A 20572-nucleotide genomic window follows, 5' to 3' on the forward strand; every position below is an offset into this window, starting at 1 on the left:
ATGCGAATTATGGATTCTGCATGGTCAATCATGCGAATTGCAAATACTATTTCGCTATGACGTCATGCGCACGCGCCCGCCTATGATGTAGAGATGCCGAATGCACATCGGCCAACCACGCCCCCCGGAGCCGACGCTTTGTCCTTATTCAGCCGCAGAGGTGTGTTTCCCGGTATGGCCGCGTGCTTCGCCGGCATGCTGATTGCGCTTGCGTCTGCATGCCAGGCTCAGGGCGGCGACAGCCTCCGCGTCGGTTCCAAGCGCTTTACCGAGTCCTACATCCTTGGGGAATTGCTGACGCAAGCTGCCGGCAATGCGCGTCATCACGCGGGGCTGGGCAATTCCGCGATCGTGTTCGAAGCGTTAAGGTCGGGCAGCATTGACCTCTATCCCGACTACACCGGCACGCTCGCGAGCGAGATCCTGAAGCTGCCGCCGGGCGCGACGCTGGCACAGATCAACGATGCGCTGCGGCCGATGGGGCTCGGCGCGGGCATCGCGCTGGGATTCGAGAACACCTATGCGCTGGCTGTGCAGGAAACGCGTGCCCCTGGCTTGCGCCGGCTGAGCGATCTGGCGCGGCAGTCGCAGTTGCGCATGGGCCTGTCGCATGAGTTCCTGGGGCGTGCCGATGGATGGCCGGGACTGGCCAGGCGTTATGGGCTTCCGCAGAAGCCGGTCGGACTCGACCACGGTGTAGCCTACGAAGCGTTGGCAGCCGGGCAGGTCGATGTGATCGACATCTATTCGACGGACGCCAAGATCCGCAAATACCAGTTGCGCGTGCTAGAGGATGATTTGCACTTCTTTCCGCGCTATGACGCCGTGGTCGTTTACCGGCTGGACGTGCCGCGCCGGTTTCCGGCGGCTTGGCAGGCGCTGCAGGCGCTGGCCGGACGCATCAGCGCGGCGGACATGGTGGCGATGAACGCGGCGGCCGAAATCGACGGCCAGTCGTTCGCGGCGATCGCGCGAGACTTCCTGTCCGGCCATGCGGCGAAGGCGCCAGCACGCGCCGGCCTGATGCAGGCGCTGCTTGATACCGACACGCTGCGCCTGACACGCCGCCACGTTGCGCTGGTGGTTGGCGCCGTGGGCGCGGCCACTCTCGCGGGCGTGCCGCTCGGCATCGTGTCGGCGCGGCGTCGGCGGCTGGGGCAGGGTGTGCTCGGCGTGGTCAGCATGCTGCAGACGGTGCCGTCGCTGGCGCTGCTGGCCATGCTGATTCCGTTGCTCGGCCGCATCGGCGTCTGGCCGGCGATGGTGGCACTGTTCCTCTACGCATTGCTGCCGATCGTGCGCAATACCTGCACGGGGCTGCAGCAGGTTTCCGTCAGCATGCGGGACGCGGCGCGTGCGCTGGGCCTGCGCGATCTGCAGGTGCTGCGTTACGTCGAACTGCCGCTGGCGCTGCCGGTGGTACTGGCCGGCGTGAAGACCGCGGCGATCATCAGCGTGGGGACCGCGACCATCGCGGCGTTCGTCGGCGCCGGGGGCTACGGCGAGCGCATTGCCACCGGGCTAGCGCTCAACGACACGGTGATGCTGCTGGCCGGCGCCATACCCGCCGCCGTGCTGGCCCTGGCGGTCCAGGCCGGATTCGAGTTGCTGGAATGGGCGCTGCGCCGGAAGCGGCACGCCGGGCCCCCCATCTGATATGCAAGAATTCACGATATCTGCTGCTGTCATGTCCGCAGGCTGGCGCCGATAATCGGCGCCAGGGACTGGCAGCGCAAGGGCGGCTGCCTCCCCGAGACAAAGGAGTCGCCATGAACCCGTTGAGGCTTGCCCGCACTGTGCTGTGGGGCTTTCTCGGCCTGCGCAAGGGCCAGGAGCACCAGCGCGATCTCGAGAACATGCGGCCGGTGCCGCTGATCCTGACCGGCGTGTCGCTGGCGGCCGGGCTGGTGTTTTGCCTGCTGATGGTGGCAAAGTTCGCGGTAGCCGGCGCCTGAGACTGGACGCCCCGACGGCACGCTGCCGTGCAACCCCAGAACAATAAGACCTGGACGGATCCATGTTTTTCCCTGCAAGGCGGCTGCTGAGCGCCGCCACGCTGCTCGCTGGCCTGTTCGCCGGCTTGCCGGGCAGCATCGCCCCCGCTGCCGCAGCGGATGCCGCCTCCGCCGAGGTGGAACGCGGCCGCTATCTTGCGCGCGTCGCGAACTGCGTGGCCTGCCATACGCGCGAAGGCGGCAAGCCTTTCGCCGGCGGTCTGCCAATCCGCACCGAAGCCGGCACGCTTTACTCGACCAACATCACGCCGGATGTCACGACCGGTATCGGCGGCTACACGCTCGCCGAATTCGACCGTGCGGTGCGCCAGGGCGTCGCGCGCGACGGCAGGCGGCTGTATCCGGCCATGCCTTACCCGTCGTACGCGCGCATGCGGGCCGAAGACATTGCCGCGCTCTATGCCTACATGCGCGCCAGCGTGGTCCCCGTCACCCAGCGCAACACGGACGCCCAGATGCACTGGCCGTACAGCATGCGCTCGCTGCTGATCGTGTGGAACGCGCTGTATGTGAGTGGGTCACCGGTGCGCACCGATGCCGCAAAGGACGCGGCGTGGAACCGCGGCGCATACGTCGTGCAAGCTGTCGCGCATTGCGGGGCGTGCCACACGCCGCGCGGCTGGCTGTATGGCGAGAAAGGCCTCGACGAGCGCAGCAAGCGTTTCCTGTCGGGCGCCAGCGTGGAAGGGTGGTCGGCCACCAATCTGACCGGCGATCAGATGACGGGCCTGGGCGCCTGGTCGCGCGCGGAAATCGCCGAGTTCCTGCGCACCGGACGCAATGCGCACGCGACGTCGTTCGGGCCGATGTCCACGGTCATCTCCACGGCAACGCAATACATGACGCCAGCCGATCTCGATGCCGTGGCCGCCTACCTGAAGTCGCTGCCCGGCGCTCGCGGCGAAACCCGGCCGTTCCAGCATGACACATCGACTGCGCCAAGCCTGCTGCAGGGCCGCTACGACAGCCCTGGCGCGCGCCAGTATTCGCAGTTCTGCATGCCTTGCCATGGCGCCGACGGCAAAGGCTTTGCGCGCGTGTTTCCGCCGCTGGCCGGCAACCCGACGGTGGCGGACCCGAACCCGGCCTCGCTCGTGAACTTGTTGCTGAATGGCGCGGTGACCGCCCGCATCAATACGGCGCCGACCGACTATCACATGCCCGGCTATGGCTGGACCCTGGACAACCAGGAGCTTGCCAACGTGCTCACTTTCATCCGCGGCAGTTGGGGCAACCGCGCCGCGCCTGTCAGCGAAGCTGACGTAGCGGCACGCCGGCGCCAGCTCGAAGCCACCCGCTGATCCCGCCACGACGACCCATGACGATTTCGCGCAGAGATTTCCTCAACGGCACCGCGCTCGCCATCGCCGCCGGCATGGCGCCCGCGCAACTGCTGGCCGCCGCGCAGGGGCGGCCGGGCGCAGCTTATCCGCCCGCGCTGACTGGGTTGCGCGGCAACCATGCCGGCACATTCACGCTTGCGCACAGCCTCGCGCGCGAAGGCGCCAAGTATCCGACGGTGATGGCCCGCGAGTCCTTCGATCTCGTGGTGGTGGGCGGCGGGCTGAGCGGGCTGGCGGCTGCGTGGTTCTACCAGCGTCGTTTCGGGACCGGGAAGCGCATCCTGGTCCTGGATAACCACGACGATTTCGGCGGTCACGCCAAGCGCAACGAGTTCACGGTGCGCGGCAAGCGGTTGGTGACCTATGGCGGCAGCGCCGAGGTGCCGCCCTCGGCCGCCACCGACGCTGCCGTGCGCGAACTGTTCACCGGCCTGGGCGTCGATGCCGCACGCACACCGCCGGCCGAACAGGCGGACCCTTACGCCGCGCTCGGCATGGGCCGTGCGGTGTTCTTCGATGCCGACCACTTCGGCCGCGACCAGTGGCTGGCCGGCGACCCGTTTGGCGAATACGTCGATGCACGGGCCGGGCGGCAGGGCGCCGCGGCGCCGGACGCAGCAGCCTTGTCGCGCTTCCTCGATGCTGCGCCGTTGCCGCTGCAGGATCGCGCGGCACTGGCCCGGCTTGTCGACGGCACCACCGATTATCTGACGGGCATGCCGGCCGGCGAACGTGCGGCGTACCTCCGCAGCACGCGCTACGCGGCATTCCTGCGCGACAAGGCCGGCATCGGCCTGGCCGGACAACGCTTCCTGCGCAGCCGCAGCAACGATACCTATGCGCTCGATGCCGACGGCATCAGCGTGGCGGATGCCATCGGCATCGGTCTGCCGGCGGGCGCGGGCATGCCGGCGCCTTCGCCCGATCCTCGCCTTGGAAAATCGCCGGCTTCGCGGCTGTGGTTCCCGGACGGCAATGCCTCGCTCGCGCGACTGCTCGTGCAGCGCATGATTCCAGGCGTGGCGAAGTTAACGCGTCCGTCGGACATCATGAATGCGGCCTTCGATTACGGGCGGCTCGACCAGGAAGGTGCGCCGGTGCGGCTGCGCCTGGAAGCCACGGCCATCGCCGTCGATCCGGACGGACCGATCACGCGTGTCACATATGGCTGGCGCGGCAACCTGCATCGCATCGAAGCGCGCCACGTGGTGCTCGCGGGCTGGAACATGATGGTGCCGTACCTGATGCCATCGCTGCCGGCTACGCAGCGCGACACCATGCGTGCCGAAGTGAAAGCGCCGTTGGTCTATACGAAGGTCGCGCTCGACCACTGGCGCGCATTTGCCGCGCTCCAGACGCGGCGCATTCACGCGCCGGCCATGGCCTACACCGATCTCTGGCTGGAGCCGCCTGCCGGCACAAGTCCGGCTGATCCGGCGGTGCTGCACATGCTCTACGTGCCGACGGTGCCCGACAGCGGCATGAGCGCACGCGAGCGTTTCCGCGCAGGGCGTGCGTTCCTGCTCGGCACGCCGTTCAGCGAACTGGAGCGTGGCATCCGTACACAGCTTGACCGCATGCTCGGGACTGCCGGGTTTGCGTCAAAGGATGTCATTCGCGCGATCACCGTCAACCGATGGGCGCACGGCTACAGCTATCGGCCTGACAGCCTTGCCGGAGAAGATGCGGCCACGTGGGCGTCGCCCGCGGGGGTAGGTAATGTGAGTTTTGCGGGTAGCGACAGCGCAGGGAGTCCGTCACTGACGGGGGCGATTGCGCGGGGGCGGAGTGCCGTGGACAGGCTGCCGGTCTGAAGTCAGGCAAGCGTCTCCCGCCCATGCGGCGCATCGAGATCCAGCACCGGCCCCGCAGGCACGATACCTGCCGGATTCAGCGTACGGTGGCTTTCATAGTAATGGCGCTTGATGTGCTCAACATTCACAGTCTCCGCAATACCCGAATGCTGGTAGATATCTCGCACAAACGCTGACAGGGCAGGGTAATCGGCAATCCGCCGCAGATTGCACTTGAAGTGCCCCACATACACGGGGTCGAAGCGAACCAGCGTGGTGAACAGCCGGATGTCAGCCTCCGTCAAGCGATTGCCCACGAGATAGCGCTGCATCGACAGCCGGTTGTCGAGCCAGTCGAGCGTCTCGAACAGCGGCCACACGGCTTCTTCATACGCTTGCTGCATCGTGGCGAAGCCGGCCTTGTACACGCCGTTGTTGACGGTGTCATAGACACGCGCGTTGACCGCGTCGATTTCCTCGCGCAATTCCGCCGGGTAGTAATCGCCCGGCCTGGCGCCGATCGCGTCGAACGCACTGTTCATCATGCGCAGGATTTCCGACGACTCGTTGTTCACGATGGTGGCCCGCTGCCGGTCCCACAGAACGGGCACCGTGACCCGGCCCGTGTATTGCGGATCTGCCGCCGTATAGACCTGGTGCAGTACGCGCGCGTGATTGACAGTGTCTGGCACCACGCCGGGACCTTCGGAAAAGGTCCAGCCTTCTTCACGCATGAGCCAGTGCACGACCGAGACGCCGATCATGTCATCCAGCCCCTTGAGGCGCCGCATGATCAGCGTGCGATGCGCCCACGGACACGCAAGGCTGACGTACAGATGGTAGCGCCCGGCCTGCGCCGCGAAGCCGCCGTTGCCCGACGGGCCCGGTGCGCCATCGGCCGTGATCCAGTTTCGGAATGCTGCGTCCTTGCGCACGAAGCGCCCGCCGGTGGAGGCGGTGTCATACCACTTGTCCTGCCACTGGCCATTTACCAGAAGTCCCATTTGCTGCTCCTTGACGGTGGCGCGCGGTGTGCGTGTTGCGCGGGCCGATGCCGCCATGGTGAGCGCTTTCGGACGGCTTTCCCTACGATTTTCCAGAGCAACTCGTTCGACTGCGTTGAACAAGTTGCCGCCTGATCCACTTTCGAAAGCGGCTTCAGCGGTCCGTCGACTGCGCCAGCAGGTCATCGATCTCCGCGTCCTTTTCCTGCCAGCGTGCGTCGAGCCAGCGATGGAAATCGCCACGGAATCTGGAATCGGTGCCGTAGTCTGCGTTGCAGAATGCAGTCGGGATGGGCAGTTGCCGCATGCGCACGATTACCGGGCCCGTACGTCCGCACGCAAACTGCCAGAAGCTCGGTGAACCGTGCGGATAAACGATGGTGGCGTCGAGCAGCGCACGAAAGCGACTTCCCATGCAGTTGATTGTCACTGCAAGCCCGCCTGCGCGCGGCTTGAGCAGGTGTCGGTACGGCGACGCCTGCGCCGCGCGCTTGGCTTCGCTGAAGCGCGTGCCTTCGGCGAACACCATCACGCTGGTGGGAGACAGAGAAAATTTCTCGCAGGCGCGCCGCGCGGTTTCCTGGTCCTCGCGCCGCAGTTCGGGCTTGCGGCGCAACTGCGCCCGCGTGTGGCGCTTCATGAACGGAAAGTCCAGCGCCCACCACGCCAGGCCGATGAACGGCACATAGAGCAACTGCTGCTTGAGGAAGAACTTCAGCAGCGGCACGCGCCCGTTGAGCACACGCTGCAGCACGAAGATGTCCACCCACGACTGGTGGTTGCAGTTGACCAGGTACCAGTCGGAACGTGCCAGGCCGGTCACGCCGTCAACGTCCCACGCGTGCCGCTGGATCGCGCCGAACCACGCGCCGTTGCAACGGATCCATGCACGCGCGACGGCATTGAGTATGGGGTCGAGGCGCCGCCTGGCACCGGGCATCGGCAAGGCCAGCTTCAGCAGTGCCAGCGGGAACAGCAGCAGGCACCAGAACACGGTGTTGAGCCCCAGCACGAGCAGGCTGGCGGCACCCAGCGGCCAGCTATGCGGCGGAGGGCGCGATGTGCGCTGGTGGGCGGGGCGGACGTTGGTTTCGTGGTGACCGGGCTGGCCGGCAGCGATGGCGCTGCCGGCGTCGGGGGAGGGAGGCGATGTCATGCGCGCAAGTTTGGCGGCGCAAAGCGCACGAGGACTTGCGCGGGATCAAGTCCTGTCCGATGCGATCCGGAAATCAACGATTGTCGCCGGATCACTCGGCGTCCTTCTTGGCAGGCGCCTTCTTATGGCTGTTGTGTGACTTGCCAGACGATTTCGGCTGCGTGGATTTGTCATCCGCCAGCGAAGAGGCCGTGCCTTGCTTTGCGCCTTGCGTGTACGGATCGAACTTGTCCCCGGCGCGCTGCGAGTCTGGGACGTAGCCGTCCTTGTTGGTGGCACGCTGCGCATCGGGAACGTAGCCGTCCTTGTTGGTGCTGCGCATGTTGTAGTCGTAGCGGTCCGCCGGATTGGCGGGCCCCGCGGCGTAGGCGGCCATTGGGGCAAGAGCGGCGATGGCCAGTGCGGCAACGGCTTTCATGAGTGCTCCTTGCGAATCGGGATCACGCAGATCCCATCTGGGGACGTGCCAGACCCTAGCCTAGGCGCATCGGCCACAAAGTTCCAGTGCCGGGTAAGGCGGCATGTGTCGTGAACGTTGCCCGACTGTCTCAATCTGAGACACCGTGATCGTCGACGGAAATCGAGTACCGCGTCGGCAGTGAAATTGCGCTGCCAGCCGTCTTGTATTCGCGGGAATGCTCCCATAAAGTACCGTCCAGCTTACGCGCGGGTCGCCAGTGGCGGCGCGGCGCGAAGACCGGTCTCACGCGAAGGCCGGCATCCCGCTGTCGTGCCCGCTGCGCACGCTGGCCAACGGAGACAAACGCAATGCCACTTGCACCCGCTGCCCTTGCACGCGACGCCTCGGCGGCGCGGCAGAATTTCCTCGAAGGAAAGGATTTGCCCGCCGGCATGGTGCCCGACCCGATCGTGCGTTCGTGGCAGCGCGCTGTGCAGGCCGGCGTGCGGCCCGAGCAGCGCCTGCTGTTCTCGGATGTCGTCACACGCAGCCAGTGGCGGCGTGCCGAAGAAGAGAACCAGGCGCTCATCACGATGGCCGCTACCGATATGGATATCCTTGCCGGCGCATTTCCGTCGCAGCATTGGATCGTGCTGTGCACGAATGCGCAAGGCACGATCGTGGCGTCGCACGGTCGGCTCGGCGCGGGCCCTACGGAGCCGTCGCCATTGCAGCATGGACGGATGCTGTCGGAGGAAGGCATTGGCACCAATGCGCCCGGTTGCGTGCTGGAAGAGCGCGGCGGCCCTGGTATCGAGATTCGCCGGGGCGAGCACTATCTGCATGAACTTGTCGACGTGGTCTGCGCGGCAGCGCCTATCTTCGATTGCCATGAGCAGCTGATTGGCGTGCTCGATGTGACTGGCTTCGGCGTGGACCTGCCGCGCTACACGCTGTCGCGAGTACAGGCGGCTGCCATGTCGATCGGCAACCGAACGTTCGAACGGCTGCCCGGCTGCCGCGTGGTGCGCCTGCATCATGACTACCGCATGTTGCAGACGCCGGTAGAGGGCGTGATCGCCGTATCGGAGGACGGCGTGGTGGTCGCAGCGAACCGCGCGGCGCGGCAGATGCTGCATCTGTCCGATGCGGCTCTTGGGGTCACTGAAATCGGCAGCCTGCTGGTTGGCGGCCTGCGTGGCCTTGGCGGTTCCGCGCCTGCGATGGTCCATACCCACGGAGGCGAGCGTCTGCACGTCGTGGCGGCGCATCCGGCGGGCACGCGGACGGTGTCCTACCCAGGCAGTACGCCACAAGCTGCTGGCGCGCCGCAGGTCATCGCGGATGGGGCGCTCGGCCGCGTCTTTGGCAAGGCCATCATGGCGGTGCGCGAACAGGTGCCGCTGATCCTACTCGGCGAGACCGGCACGGGCAAGAGCATGCTGGCGCGCATGCTGCATGAGGCGAGCCGGCCCGATGGCAAATTCATTTCGCTGAATTGTTCGGCGATTCCGGAAGGCCTGGTGGAGGCAGAGCTGTTCGGCTATGCCGATGGCGCCTTCACCGGCAGCCGCCGGGGCGGCTGCGCGGGCAAGATCGAGCAGGCCAACCACGGCACGCTGTTTCTGGACGAGATCGGCGACATGCCGCTCGCGTTGCAGACGCGCCTGCTCAGCGTGCTGCAGGAGCGCAGCGTCACGCGCGTGGGCGGCGCTGCGTCCATTGCGGTCGATATCTCCGTGGTCTGCGCCACGCACCGCAATCTGCAGGAACTCGTGCGCGAGGGCGTATTTCGCGAGGACCTGTTCTTCCGCCTCAACGGCATGTCGGTACGCCTTCCCGCGCTGCGCGAACGTACCGACCTGCCGGAACTGATCGACAGCACGCTGTCAGCATTATCGCGCGGCCGCCGCAAGGTGCTCGACGCCGACGTGGTGGCGTTGCTGATGTCCCATGCATGGCCGGGCAACGTGCGCGAACTCCATCAGGTGTTGCGCGCGGCGGTCGCGCTGTCCGGTGAAGCGGTGCAGATCCGCCGTGAGCATCTCGATGAAAGCTGGCTTGAGTCCGTCATCGATACAGCTGTCACCACGGCACCGACGACAATCATGCCGCCGCAACGTATGCCGACACGGCTGGCCGACGTTGAGAGCCGCATGATCGAGCGCACGCTCGCCGAACTGGGCGGCAACCGCTCGCAGGCGGCCAAGGCGCTGGGTATCTCGCGCGCGACCTTGTACCGGAAGCTGGCCCAGGACAGGGACAAGGGCCGCTAGTTTTCCGCTGCCTCAATCTGCGCCGACTGTCTCGGGCGGACTGACTCAAGCTGAGACAGTCCGCCGCGCATCCTCCCGCATATCCCCCTCGAAAAGGGCCTGTTTCCGGCCGGAAATCTCTCCACGCCGTCGTCGGCCGTGCAGGCACGCCCATTGCATTGTGATGCGTGAGCGCCGCTTCACGCTTGATGCAATGCCGGTTTCCTCCAGTGACGGCATCGAAGCGGTCGCTTCCCCGACGCACACTGACAATGCAAAAGAGGAGACACACACCATGCAGACCCATGCAGGACTGCTGATCGACGGAAAACTGGTGCAGGGCAATGCCACGCTGGACGTGGTCAACCCGGCCACGGGCGAGGTATTCACCACCGTTGCCCGCGCCACGGAGCGCGAGGCCGCTGCCGCCATTGCCGCGGCCAAGGCCGCGCAGCCAGCGTGGGGATCATTGGCACTGGAACAGCGGCGCGCGTTGCTGCTGCGCTTTGCCGACGAACTCGAAGCCAACGCGGAAGACCTGGCCGCGTCGCTGGTGCTGGAACAGGGCAAGCCGCTGGCCGAGGCGCGGCAGGAGTTGCAGTTCGCGCAAGCGTTCGTGCGCCACATCGCCGGGCTCAGCCTGCCGGTATCGGTCGTGCAGGACGATGCTACGCACCGCATCGAACTGCATCACAAGCCGCTGGGCGTCGTGGCTGCCATCGCCGCGTGGAATTTCCCGGTGCTGATCGCAGCCTACAAGCTGGCCCCGGCGCTCTTGATGGGCAACACTGTGGTGCTGAAGCCTGCGCCGACCACGCCGCTTGCGGCGCTGCAGATGGGCGCCATCCTGAAAGACATCTTTCCGGCGGGCGTGGTCAATGTCATCACCGATGCCAATGACCTCGGCAGCTTCCTGACCTCCCATCCGGACATTGCCAAGGTCTCGTTCACGGGATCGACCGCGACGGGCAAGAAGGTGATGGCGAGCGCCGGCCCGGGGCTCAAGCGCATTACGCTGGAACTCGGCGGCAATGACGCGGCCATCGTGCTGGACGATGCCAATGTCGACGACATCGCCCCAAAGATCTTCGGCAGTGCCTTCTACAACTGCGGGCAGGTGTGCCTGGCGCTGAAGCGGCTCTACGTGCATGCGTCGATCCACAACCAGCTTTGCGAGGCGCTGGCGGAGCTGGCCCGCCAGGCTGTCGTGGGAAATGGTGCCGACGAAGGCGTGACGATTGGTCCGCTGCAGAACGCCATGCAGTACGACAAGGCGGGGCGTTTTCTCGCGGCGGCGCGGCACGACGGCAAGATCCTGGCCGGTGGCGCCTTGCTCAACGGCGATGGCTACTTCGTCGCGCCCACCATCGTGCGCGACCTGCATGACCAGAGCGAGCTGGTGGCGCAGGAACAGTTCGCGCCGATCCTGCCGGTGCTCCGGTACGACGCCATCGACGAGGCCGTGGTGCGCGCCAACGCTTCGCCCTATGGCCTGGGCGGCTCCGTGTGGTCGGCCGACGAAGACCGCGCCCGCGCAGTGGCACAGCGGCTGCAGGTCGGCACGGCATGGGTGAACCATCACCTGCACTTCGGCCCGCACATTCCGCTGGTGGGCGCCAAGGAGTCGGGCGTCGGCGTGGAGTTCGGCACCGAAGGCCTGGCCGAGTACGCGCAGCTCAGCGTGATCAACATCGCTCGGCAACAGGCGGCCTGAACACCTGCCAGCCAGCAACGCCGGGCGCCCATGCCCGGCGCACGACCACGGCCTGTCCGCGTGCTGCACGCGGGCGGCCGGCCGTGCAACAAGAACAATTCGGAGGAGACATGCATCAGACACTGACGGCGCGCGGCCGGGGACGGCGCACGCCAGGCAGGATCCGGAGGGCATTGCAACAGGCCGGCGCGGCCATGCTGCTGGCCCTGGCCGCGCCAGCACACGCCATCGACGTGGACGCCGGCGACTACACCGCCTTGCCGGCCGGTACCAACCTTGGCCTGCTCTACTACCAGCACGTGGCGCGCGACCGCATCTATGCCGGGGGCAACCAGGTCGCGGGCGGCAGCCTTGACTCGGACGTCGGCATTCTGCGTTATGTGCATTTCATGGACATCGGCGGCTTTACCGTCGATCCGCAGTTCCTGCTGCCGTTCGGCAAGCTGCGCGGCTCCGACAAGCTGTCCGCGCTCGGCAGCGCGAGCGGCGTGGGCGACCTGATCCTCGCGGCGACGGTCTGGCTGGTCAACCAGCCGGAGAAGAAGCAGTACGTCGGCATTACGCCGTTCCTGTACGTGCCGGTGGGCAGCTACGACAAGGACAAGCCGCTCAACCTCGGCGAGAACCGCTGGAAGTTTGCGCTGCAGGCGGGCTATATTGCACCGCTGGCACAGAAGGTGACGCTGGACCTGGTTGCCGACGTGACGGTGTTCGGCAACAACACGAAGTTCGGCCCGGCATCGGCCACGCTGCGGCAGGATGCACTGGCGCAGGGGCAGGCGTGGCTGCGCTACCACTTCACGGACGCCTTCGATATTCGCGGTGGCCTGTCGTACGCGTTTGGCGGCGAGACCTCGGTCAACGGCGTATCACGCAACGATCGCGCCAATACGTCGAAATTCTCGATCGGCTTCGCGTGGTTCCCGGCGCCGACCGTGCAAGTGCTGGGCACGTACGGCCAGGACATCTCCGTACGCAACGGCCCCATGGAGAACAATCGCTTCAATCTGCGCTTGCTCAAAGTGTTCTGACCCCACATTCCAACGACAAAGAGGAGATTTCGATGAACACCTCACAGATGCGTTCCCGCAGCCGGTCACGCCGGCCGCACGGCCTGGTGCTGGCGGGCATTGCCGCCGCCATGGCCATGGCTGGCGTGACCGCGCAAGGCGCAGACGGCCGGCCCGTGACCGCGCAGAAGATACGCGCGAGCACCGCCCGCGTGGACGGTGCGGCCATCCGCGCCAACGAGACTGCCACGCCGAACTGGCCGACCTATGGCCTGGACTATGCCGAGACGCGCTTCAGCAAGCTTGACCAGATCCACGCCGGCAACGTGAAGGACCTCGGCCTGGTCTGGTCCTACAACCTTGAATCCACGCGCGGCGTGGAGGCCACGCCGCTGGTTGTCGATGGCGTGATGTACGTATCCGCGCCGTGGAGCGTCGTGCATGCCATCGATGTGCGCACCGGCAAGACGCTGTGGACCTACGACCCCAAGGTCCCACGCGACCAGGCCTACAAGGGCTGCTGTGACGTCGTGAACCGTGGCGTGGCGCTCTACAAGGGCAAGGTGTTCGTGGGTTCGTTCGACGGCCGCCTCGTGGCCATCGACGCGGCCACCGGCAAGAAGGTCTGGGAGCAGGACACCATCGCCGACCGCAGCCATTCCTACACCATCACGGGCGCGCCGCGCGTGTACAAGGGCAAGGTCATCATCGGCAACGGTGGCGCCGAATATGGCGTGCGCGGGTACATCACCGCCTATGACGCCGAGACCGGCAAGCAGCGGTGGCGCTGGTTCACGGTGCCGGGCGATCCGTCTAAGCCGTTCGAGAATGACGCCATGGCAAAGGCCGCGGCTACGTGGGACCCGGCCGGGAAGTACTGGGTCAACGGCGGGGGTGGCACGGTGTGGAACACGATGGCGTTCGATCCCGACCTGAACCTGATGTACATCGGCACGGGCAATGCCGGCCCGTGGAGCCGCAAGGCACGCAGCCCCGGCGGTGGCGACAACCTGTACGCGGCTTCGGTGGTTGCGCTCAATCCGGACACGGGCGAATACGTCTGGCACTACCAGGAAACGCCCGGCGACAACTGGGACTACACCTCGACCCAGGACATCATCCTGGCGGACCTGCCGATCGACGGCCAGCCGCGCAAGGTGATCCTGCACGCGCCGAAGAACGGCTTCTTCTTCGTGATCGACCGGACCAACGGCAAGTTCATCTCCGCGAAGAACTTTGTCGACGTGAACTGGGCATCGGGCTATGACAAGAACGGACGCCCGATCGAAACGCCGCAGGCGGATACCTCTGGCAAGCCCGTTGATGTCGTGCCGGGTCCGTTCGGCGCCCACAACTGGCATGCGATGTCGTTCAACCCGCGTCTCGGGCTGGCCTTCATCCCGGCGCAGCATGTGCCGCTGACGCTGGCCGACAACAAGGGATGGGAGCACAACCAGAAGGATTCCCCCGAAGCTCACCGCGGCGTGGGCTGGAACCTCGGCATGCTGGTCAACGCCGAGCCGCCGAAGAGCAAGCCGATGGGCCGCCTGATCGCGTGGGACCCGATTCGGCAGAAGGCGGTCTGGCACCAGGACTACACCGGCCCATGGAATGGCGGCACGCTGACCACCGCGGGGAACCTCGTGTTCCAGGGCACTGCGGACGGACGCTTTATCGCCTATCACGCCCAGACCGGCGAAAAGCTGTGGGAAACACCGACCGGCACCGGCGTGGTGGCGCCGCCTGTGACCTACCTGGTCGATGGCAAGCAGTACGTGTCGGTTGCCGTGGGCTGGGGCGGCGTGTTTGGCCTGAGCGCGCGTGGCACTGACCGGCAGTCGCCGGGCACGGTGTACACCTTTGCTGTCGGGGGCAAGGCCAAGGCGCCGGCATTCGCGCCGTATCCGATGGCCGAGCTGGTATCAGGCGTCAAGTACGACGCGGGCAAGGTGCAGGAAGGGCAGAAGCTCTACGTCAACAACTGCGTGTTCTGCCATGGCGTGCCGGGCGTGGACAAGGGCGGCAACATTCCCAACCTCGCTTACGTCGGTGCCCCGGTCATCGAGCATCTGGACAAGTTCGTGTTCAACGGGCCGTTCGTGCAAAAGGGCATGCCCGACTTCACGGGCAAGCTGACAGCCGAGGATGTGACCAAGATCCAGGCCTTCATCCTTGGCACCGCGGATGCCGTGCGGCCGAAGAAGCCGTAACCATGTAAAACGCCCGGGACGCTGCGGCGACCCGGGCGATGTGGGCAGGCGCAAGAGTCAGGCTCAGGCGCTTTGCTGCTGGCAACTGCATTTGAGCAATGCCTTGCCAACACGCGACCCATACGGCCGCCCGATTGCCTCGGAGATGAAGGCACCTGCCTGGATCACCTGGCCAAGATCGATGCCAGTATGGATGCCCATGCCATGCAGCATGTAAAGCAGGTCTTCCGTCGCCACATTGCCCGAGGCGCCCTTGGCGTATGGGCAGCCGCCAAGGCCTGCGACCGACGCATGGAAGATGCGGATACCGACCTGCAGGCTGGCCAGGATATTGGGCAGTGCCTGGCCATACGTGTCGTGGAAATGTCCCGCCACCCGCTCGCGCGGAAAGACTTGCGCCGCGGCGTTCATGACGGCCTGCGTGCGCAGCGGCGTGCCGACGCCGATGGTATCGGCGATGTCGATCTCGTCGCAGCCGAGATCGCGCATGCGCGATACCACCTCGGCGACCTTTTCGATCGCGATCTCGCCCTCGTACGGGCAGCCGAGTGCGCACGAGATGCTGGCGCGCAGGCGCAGGCCGGCCGCCTTGGCCGCAGCCGCCACGGGCTCGAAACGCGCGATCGATTCGGCCACCGAGCAGTTGATATTGCGCTGGGAAAACGCTTCGCTCGCCGCACCGAAGATGACGGCTTCGTCGGCGCCTGCTGCCAGCGCGGCCTCGAAGCCCTTCATATTGGGCGTGAGCGCCGAATAGACGGTGCCCGTCCGGCGCGCGATGGCGCCCATGACTTCGGCGCCGTCGGCCATCTGCGGCACCCACTTGGGCGAGACAAACGACGCGGCCTCGATATTGGCGAAGCCGGCCTCGCTCAGGCGATTGACGAGTTCGACCTTGACCGCTGCCGGCACGTGGCGTGCTTCGTTCTGCAGGCCGTCGCGCGGCCCGACCTCGACGATCTTGACGGCGTCGGGCAACGGCAGCGCCTGGAGCAGGGAAGGGGCGTTGCGTTCCATGTCAGGCGGCCTCCTGTTCCAGCGTCACGAGCTGCGCGCCTTCCTGGACCTGGTCCCCCACGGCGTACAGCACTTCCTGCACCTTGCCGCCTGCGGGGGCAGTCAGCGTGTGTTCCATCTTCATCGCTTCCATGACGATCAGTGCATCGCCCTTGTTGATGGTGGTGCCAGCTTCGACCATGACGGCGATGATGCGGCCCGGCATCGGTGCGGCCAGCTTGCCGCCTTCGCCTTCAGACTCGCCGGCATGCATCAGCGGGTCCACCAGCACCAGCGAGCACTGGCCTTCGCCGCTGAAGACGTGCAGGGTGTCGCCTTCCAGATGGCAACGTCCCTTGACGGTGCGCTCGCCGAGATCGACGGTATGGACTTCGTCGCGCAGCGATGTGCGGAACGGCAAGGTCTTGCCGCGCACGGTCAGCGACTGGCGGCGGGCGTCGCTTTGCACGGCGACATCGATGTCACCGTCGGGCGTTTGCAGGCGATACGTGGTGCGGCCTGCACCGTTCAGTCGCCATGCGCCGGCATGGGTCCACGGCGAATGCTGGTCGGCCGCGTCGATATGTCGCTCGCGCGTTTCACGATCCAGCAGCGCGGCGGCGGCCAGCGCGATGGTTTCCATGCCGACCGGAGCGGGCGGCGGGAACAGCGTCGCTTCATTGCGCTCGATCAGGCCCGTGTCGAGATCGGCGGTGCGGAAGGCTTCGGACTTCACCAGCCGCTGCAGGAATGCCACGTTGGTCGACAACCCCACCACGTGATACGCCGCCAGTGCCTGCTGCATGCGCGCAAGCGCTTCGTCGCGGTCTTTGCCCCACACGATCAGCTTGGCGATCATCGGGTCGTAGTAGGGGCTGATCGTGTCGCCCTCGCGCACGCCCGAATCAATGCGGACACCGGCCGGGCCGTGCGCATCGCCGCCGCGCATGAACTGCACCGCAGGCGGCGTGCGCAGAAAGCGCAGCGTGCCCGTCGATGGCAGGAACTGCTTGTCCGGGTTTTCGGCGTAGATGCGCGCTTCGAGCGCGTGGCCGTGGATGTGGAGTTGTTCCTGCTTCAGCGGCAGCGGTTCACCAGCCGCCACGCGCAGTTGCCATTCGACCAGGTCCTGTCCGGTGATCATTTCGGTAACCGGATGCTCGACCTGCAGGCGCGTGTTCATCTCCATGAAGTAGAACGAACCGTCCTGGTTGGCGATGAACTCGACCGTGCCGGCGCCGACATAGCCGACTGCTTTCGCGGCGGCGACGGCCGCTTCGCCCATCGCGCGGCGACGTTCCTCCGTCATGCCCGGCGCGGGCGCTTCTTCGAGCACCTTCTGGTGACGGCGCTGCACGGAGCAATCACGCTCGAACAGGTAGGCGCAGTTGCCATGCGTGTCGGCGAACACCTGGATTTCAATGTGGCGCGGACGGGTCAGGTACTTTTCGACGAGCACCTTGTCATCGCCGAAGCTCGCCGACGCTTCGCGCTTGACCGAAGCGAGCGCGGCTTCGAACGCGTCGCCCGATTCCACCACACGCATGCCCTTGCCGCCGCCACCGGCGCTAGCCTTGAGCAGCACGGGGTAACCGATGCGATCGGCCTCGCGGCGCAGCAGGGCGGGGTCTTGATCCTCGCCGTGATAGCCCGGTACCAGCGGTACCGAGGCCTTTTCCATCAGTTGCTTGGCCGCACTTTTGCTGCCCATTGCGTGGATGGCGGAAGCGGGCGGACCGATGAAGACGAGGCCCGCCGCAGCGCAGGCTTCGGCAAATGCTTCGTTCTCGGAGAGAAAGCCGTAGCCGGGGTGGATCGCCTGCGCCCCGGTCTCCTTCGCCATCTCGATGATGTGGTCGGCGCGCAAGTAGCTGTCGCGCGCTGCGGCGCCGCCGATATGTACAGCTTCATCGCAGAACGCGAGGTGGCGCGCATCGGCATCGGCGTCCGAGTACACCGCGACGGTGCGGATGCCCAGCTGGCGGCAAGTGGCGGCGACGCGGCAGGCGATTTCACCGCGGTTCGCGATCAGGATCTTGTTGAACATGGTTTCTCCTGGAATGGGGGCGGGCGAGGGCAGCGGTATCACGCCGGCCGCTGCCGCATGCGGGCAGCAGGCGGACGCCGCCTCGGCATGCTGCCGGGGTTCGTTTTGTAGGGGTGTCGGAAGCGCTTACGCGGGCTTCCAGGCAGGCGAGCGCTTTTCCAGGAACGCGCGCACGCCTTCGCGGCCTTCGTCCGAGGCGCGGATCGCGGCGATGCGGTCCGCCGTATCGGCCAGCAGGTTGTTGTCGACCGGTCTGCCCGCCACTTCCTGCACAAGTCGTTTGCTCTCGCGCACGGCGTTGGGACTGTTGCCGACCAGTGCCGAAGCGATTTCCGTCACCTTGGCGTCGAGCGCATCGGCCGGTACTACGGCGTGGACGAAGCCGAGGCGCAACGCTTCCGCGGCGTCGAAACGCTCGGCCGTAATGAAGTAGCGGCGCGATGCCTGCTCACCCATGGCGCGGATCACGTACGGGCTGATGGTCGCGGGCAGCAGGCCCAGGCGCGCTTCGGACAGGCAGAAGTGGGCGTGGTCGGCGGCCACCGCGATGTCGCACGCCGCGGCAAGGCCGACGCCGCCGGCATAGGTGTCGCCCTGGATGCGGGCAATGACCGGGCGCGGGCAGGACCAGATGGTGTGCAGCATCTGCGCGAGCGCCAGAGCATCGGCACGGTTCTCGTCGTTCGAGTAACCGGCCATCTTCTTCATCCAGTTCAGGTCGGCGCCTGCGCAGAACGCGGGGCCGTTGCCGGCGAGCACGATCGCGCGCACTTCGTCCATGTCACCGAGCGCGCGGAAGGCGCCGGTCAGTTCGGCGATGACGGTTTCGTTGAACGCATTGCGCACGTCGGGGCGGTTCAGCGTCACGGTCGCGACATGCCGGGCGATGGTGACGGTAAGCGTGGTGAATTCCATGGCGGTATGGCTTGAATGTGCGTTGGTCGGGGGCCGGCTTACATGCGGAACACGCCGAACTTCATGTCGTCGATCGGCGCGTTGAGGCTGGCCGACAGGCCCAGCCCGAGCACCGTGCGCGTCTGCGCGGGATCGATGACCCCGTCGTCCCACAGCCGCGCGCTCGCGTAGTACGGATGCCCCTGATGCTCGTACTGGTCGCGGATCGGCTGCTTGAATGCCTCTTCTTCCTCCGCGCTCCAATTACCGCCCTTGGCCTCGATGCCGTCGCGGCGCACCGTCGCCAGCACGCTTGCGGCCTGCTCGCCGCCCATCACGGAGATACGCGCGTTCGGCCACATCCACAGGAAGCGCGGCGAATACGCACGGCCGCACATGCCGTAGTTGCCCGCACCGAACGAGCCGCCAATGATCACCGTGAACTTCGGCACCTGTGCCGTGGCGACCGCCGTGACCATCTTGGCGCCATTGCGTGCGATGCCTTCGTTCTCGTACTTGCGGCCTACCATGAAGCCCGTGATGTTCTGCAGGAACACCAGCGGAATCTTGCGCTGACAGCACAGTTCGATGAAGTGCGCGCCCTTGAGCGCCGATTCGGAAAACAGGATGCCGTTGTTGGCGATGATGCCGACCGGGTAGCCCCAGATGCGTGCGAAGCCGCAGACGAGCGTCGTGCCATAGCGCGCCTTGAATTCGTCGAACTCGGAGCCATCGACAATGCGCGAAATGACCTCGCGTACATCGAACGGCTTGCGCGTATCGGTCGGGATCACCCCGTACAGTTCTTCTACCGGATACAGCGGATCGGCCGGCGCATGCAGGCGGATCTGGTCGGGCTTGCGCCGGTTCAGGTGCTGCACGATGTTCCGGGCCAGCGACAGCGCGTGATGATCGTTCTGCGCGAAGTAATCCGCCACGCCTGACAGGCGCGTATGCACATCGGCGCCGCCGAGATCTTCGGCCGTGACTTCTTCGCCCGTAGCGGCCTTCACCAGCGGTGGGCCGCCTAGGAAAATCGTGCCCTGGTTCTTGACGATGATCGACTCATCGCTCATTGCCGGCACATAGGCGCCGCCGGCCGTGCAAGAGCCCATCACCACGGCGATCTGCGGGATGCCCTGCTTGGACAGGTTGGCCTGGTTGTAGAAGATGCGCCCGAAGTGATCGCGGTCGGGGAATACATCGTCCTGGTTCGGCAGGTTCGCACCGCCCGAGTCCACCAGATAGATGCACGGCAGGTTGTTCTGCTCGGCGATCTCCTGTGCTCGCACGTGCTTCTTGACCGTCATCGGGTAATACGTGCCGCCCTTGACGGTCGCGTCGTTGCAGACGATCACGCATTCCTGCCCGGCCACGCGCCCGATGCCGGTGATGATGCCCGCGCCCGGCGCGGCGTTGTCGTACATGTCGTACGCGGCGAGCTGCGACAGTTCCAGGAACGGCGTGCCCGGATCCAGCAGTTGCTGCACGCGATCGCGCGGCAGCAGCTTGCCGCGCGACAGGTGCTTGTCACGCGCGGCATCGCCGCCGCCTTCGGCGAGCTTGGCGACCTTGGCCTTGAGGTCGGCGACCAGCGCCTGCATGGCTTCGGCATTCGACTTGAACGATTCGGAGCGCGCGTTGAGTTTGGTTTCTAAGGTCGGCATACGATCTTGGGCAGTCTTGTTCTGGTCGGGCCGCCGGCAGGGCGGGCAGTGGGGGCGTCGGTTGCGGA

The 20572-nt window shown here is 66.1% G+C and carries 15 protein-coding genes; 8 read left to right on the forward strand and 7 right to left on the reverse strand.

The window, feature by feature from the left end; genetic code table 11:
• Positions 1 to 174: 174 nt before the first annotated feature.
• From ACIGJG_RS07510 to ACIGJG_RS07525, 4 genes are all read left to right on the forward strand, one after another.
• Entirely contained in the window at positions 175 to 1656 is a 1482-nt protein-coding gene (locus ACIGJG_RS07510) for a glycine betaine ABC transporter substrate-binding protein (RefSeq protein ID WP_011297620.1), read from the forward strand.
• Positions 1657 to 1769: 113 nt separating this feature from the next.
• The gene (locus ACIGJG_RS07515; RefSeq protein ID WP_483672972.1) at positions 1770 to 1955 is read left to right on the forward strand and encodes a DUF2970 domain-containing protein; all 186 of its coding nucleotides are present in this window, start codon (positions 1770 to 1772) and stop codon (positions 1953 to 1955) included.
• A 62-nt stretch (positions 1956 to 2017) separates the two neighbouring features.
• Positions 2018 to 3316, forward strand: a complete 1299-nt coding sequence (locus ACIGJG_RS07520) for a c-type cytochrome (RefSeq protein WP_483672973.1) — start codon at positions 2018 to 2020, stop codon at positions 3314 to 3316.
• 17 nt (positions 3317 to 3333) lie between these two features.
• Complete coding sequence (locus ACIGJG_RS07525; protein ID WP_483672974.1) at positions 3334 to 5172, forward strand: flavin monoamine oxidase family protein; 1839 nt, start codon at positions 3334 to 3336, stop codon at positions 5170 to 5172.
• A 2-nt stretch (positions 5173 to 5174) separates the two neighbouring features.
• Here ACIGJG_RS07525 and ACIGJG_RS07530 read toward each other — a convergent pair whose 3' ends face one another.
• The 3 genes from ACIGJG_RS07530 to ACIGJG_RS07540 form a co-directional block, all read right to left on the reverse strand.
• Positions 5175 to 6155 (reverse strand): glutathione S-transferase family protein, encoded by a 981-nt coding sequence (locus ACIGJG_RS07530; protein ID WP_011297624.1) that lies wholly within the window; start codon positions 6153 to 6155, stop codon positions 5175 to 5177.
• A 154-nt stretch (positions 6156 to 6309) separates the two neighbouring features.
• Positions 6310 to 7311, reverse strand: coding sequence for an acyltransferase (locus tag ACIGJG_RS07535; RefSeq protein ID WP_483672975.1), 1002 nt, complete (start codon positions 7309 to 7311; stop codon positions 6310 to 6312).
• Between the two features lie 91 nt (positions 7312 to 7402).
• The gene (locus ACIGJG_RS07540; RefSeq protein ID WP_011297626.1) at positions 7403 to 7729 is read right to left on the reverse strand and encodes a hypothetical protein; all 327 of its coding nucleotides are present in this window, start codon (positions 7727 to 7729) and stop codon (positions 7403 to 7405) included.
• Positions 7730 to 8079: 350 nt separating this feature from the next.
• Here ACIGJG_RS07540 and ACIGJG_RS07545 point away from each other — a divergent pair, with 350 nt between their 5' ends.
• The 4 genes from ACIGJG_RS07545 (at position 8080) to ACIGJG_RS07560 (ending at position 14900) form a co-directional block, all read left to right on the forward strand.
• Positions 8080 to 9987, forward strand: a complete 1908-nt coding sequence (locus tag ACIGJG_RS07545) for a sigma-54-dependent Fis family transcriptional regulator (protein ID WP_140953461.1) — start codon at positions 8080 to 8082, stop codon at positions 9985 to 9987.
• Between the two features lie 274 nt (positions 9988 to 10261).
• Positions 10262 to 11680: an aldehyde dehydrogenase family protein gene (locus ACIGJG_RS07550; protein ID WP_140953460.1), complete on the forward strand. Its 1419-nt coding sequence runs from the start codon at positions 10262 to 10264 to the stop codon at positions 11678 to 11680.
• Positions 11681 to 11790: 110 nt separating this feature from the next.
• Complete coding sequence (locus ACIGJG_RS07555) at positions 11791 to 12711, forward strand: transporter (RefSeq protein WP_140953459.1); 921 nt, start codon at positions 11791 to 11793, stop codon at positions 12709 to 12711.
• 32 nt (positions 12712 to 12743) lie between these two features.
• Positions 12744 to 14900: a PQQ-dependent dehydrogenase, methanol/ethanol family gene (locus ACIGJG_RS07560; protein ID WP_483672976.1), complete on the forward strand. Its 2157-nt coding sequence runs from the start codon at positions 12744 to 12746 to the stop codon at positions 14898 to 14900.
• Positions 14901 to 14963: 63 nt separating this feature from the next.
• On the opposite strand, the gene ACIGJG_RS07565 is transcribed toward ACIGJG_RS07560, so the two are convergent.
• From ACIGJG_RS07565 to ACIGJG_RS07580, 4 genes are all read right to left on the reverse strand, one after another.
• A complete protein-coding gene (locus ACIGJG_RS07565) occupies positions 14964 to 15917 on the reverse strand; it encodes a hydroxymethylglutaryl-CoA lyase (RefSeq protein ID WP_483672977.1) in 954 nt (317 codons plus the stop codon).
• Between the two features lies 1 nt (position 15918).
• Positions 15919 to 17943: an acetyl/propionyl/methylcrotonyl-CoA carboxylase subunit alpha gene (locus ACIGJG_RS07570; protein WP_483672978.1), complete on the reverse strand. Its 2025-nt coding sequence runs from the start codon at positions 17941 to 17943 to the stop codon at positions 15919 to 15921.
• Positions 17944 to 18069: 126 nt separating this feature from the next.
• Positions 18070 to 18858 (reverse strand): enoyl-CoA hydratase/isomerase family protein, encoded by a 789-nt coding sequence (locus tag ACIGJG_RS07575; RefSeq protein ID WP_011297633.1) that lies wholly within the window; start codon positions 18856 to 18858, stop codon positions 18070 to 18072.
• Between the two features lie 38 nt (positions 18859 to 18896).
• Positions 18897 to 20504: a carboxyl transferase domain-containing protein gene (locus ACIGJG_RS07580; RefSeq protein ID WP_011297634.1), complete on the reverse strand. Its 1608-nt coding sequence runs from the start codon at positions 20502 to 20504 to the stop codon at positions 18897 to 18899.
• Between the last annotated feature and the right edge of the window lie 68 nt (positions 20505 to 20572).

Source organism: Cupriavidus sp. C1SS-2L, from assembly GCF_057073735.1.

Excerpts from the sequence above, each read along its gene's own strand:
- ACIGJG_RS07510 (WP_011297620.1), top strand. The coding sequence starts at position 175 with ATGGCCGCGTGCTTCGCCGGCATGCTGATTGCGCTTGCGTCTGCATGC.
- ACIGJG_RS07515 (WP_483672972.1), top strand. The coding sequence starts at position 1,770 with ATGAACCCGTTGAGGCTTGCCCGCACTGTGCTGTGGGGCTTTCTCGGC.
- ACIGJG_RS07520 (WP_483672973.1), top strand. The coding sequence starts at position 2,018 with ATGTTTTTCCCTGCAAGGCGGCTGCTGAGCGCCGCCACGCTGCTCGCT.
- ACIGJG_RS07525 (WP_483672974.1), top strand. The coding sequence starts at position 3,334 with ATGACGATTTCGCGCAGAGATTTCCTCAACGGCACCGCGCTCGCCATC.
- ACIGJG_RS07530 (WP_011297624.1), bottom strand. The coding sequence starts at position 6,155 with ATGGGACTTCTGGTAAATGGCCAGTGGCAGGACAAGTGGTATGACACC.
- ACIGJG_RS07535 (WP_483672975.1), bottom strand. The coding sequence starts at position 7,311 with ATGACATCGCCTCCCTCCCCCGACGCCGGCAGCGCCATCGCTGCCGGC.
- ACIGJG_RS07540 (WP_011297626.1), bottom strand. The coding sequence starts at position 7,729 with ATGAAAGCCGTTGCCGCACTGGCCATCGCCGCTCTTGCCCCAATGGCC.
- ACIGJG_RS07545 (WP_140953461.1), top strand. The coding sequence starts at position 8,080 with ATGCCACTTGCACCCGCTGCCCTTGCACGCGACGCCTCGGCGGCGCGG.
- ACIGJG_RS07550 (WP_140953460.1), top strand. The coding sequence starts at position 10,262 with ATGCAGACCCATGCAGGACTGCTGATCGACGGAAAACTGGTGCAGGGC.
- ACIGJG_RS07555 (WP_140953459.1), top strand. The coding sequence starts at position 11,791 with ATGCATCAGACACTGACGGCGCGCGGCCGGGGACGGCGCACGCCAGGC.
- ACIGJG_RS07560 (WP_483672976.1), top strand. The coding sequence starts at position 12,744 with ATGAACACCTCACAGATGCGTTCCCGCAGCCGGTCACGCCGGCCGCAC.
- ACIGJG_RS07565 (WP_483672977.1), bottom strand. The coding sequence starts at position 15,917 with ATGGAACGCAACGCCCCTTCCCTGCTCCAGGCGCTGCCGTTGCCCGAC.
- ACIGJG_RS07570 (WP_483672978.1), bottom strand. The coding sequence starts at position 17,943 with ATGTTCAACAAGATCCTGATCGCGAACCGCGGTGAAATCGCCTGCCGC.
- ACIGJG_RS07575 (WP_011297633.1), bottom strand. The coding sequence starts at position 18,858 with ATGGAATTCACCACGCTTACCGTCACCATCGCCCGGCATGTCGCGACC.
- ACIGJG_RS07580 (WP_011297634.1), bottom strand. The coding sequence starts at position 20,504 with ATGCCGACCTTAGAAACCAAACTCAACGCGCGCTCCGAATCGTTCAAG.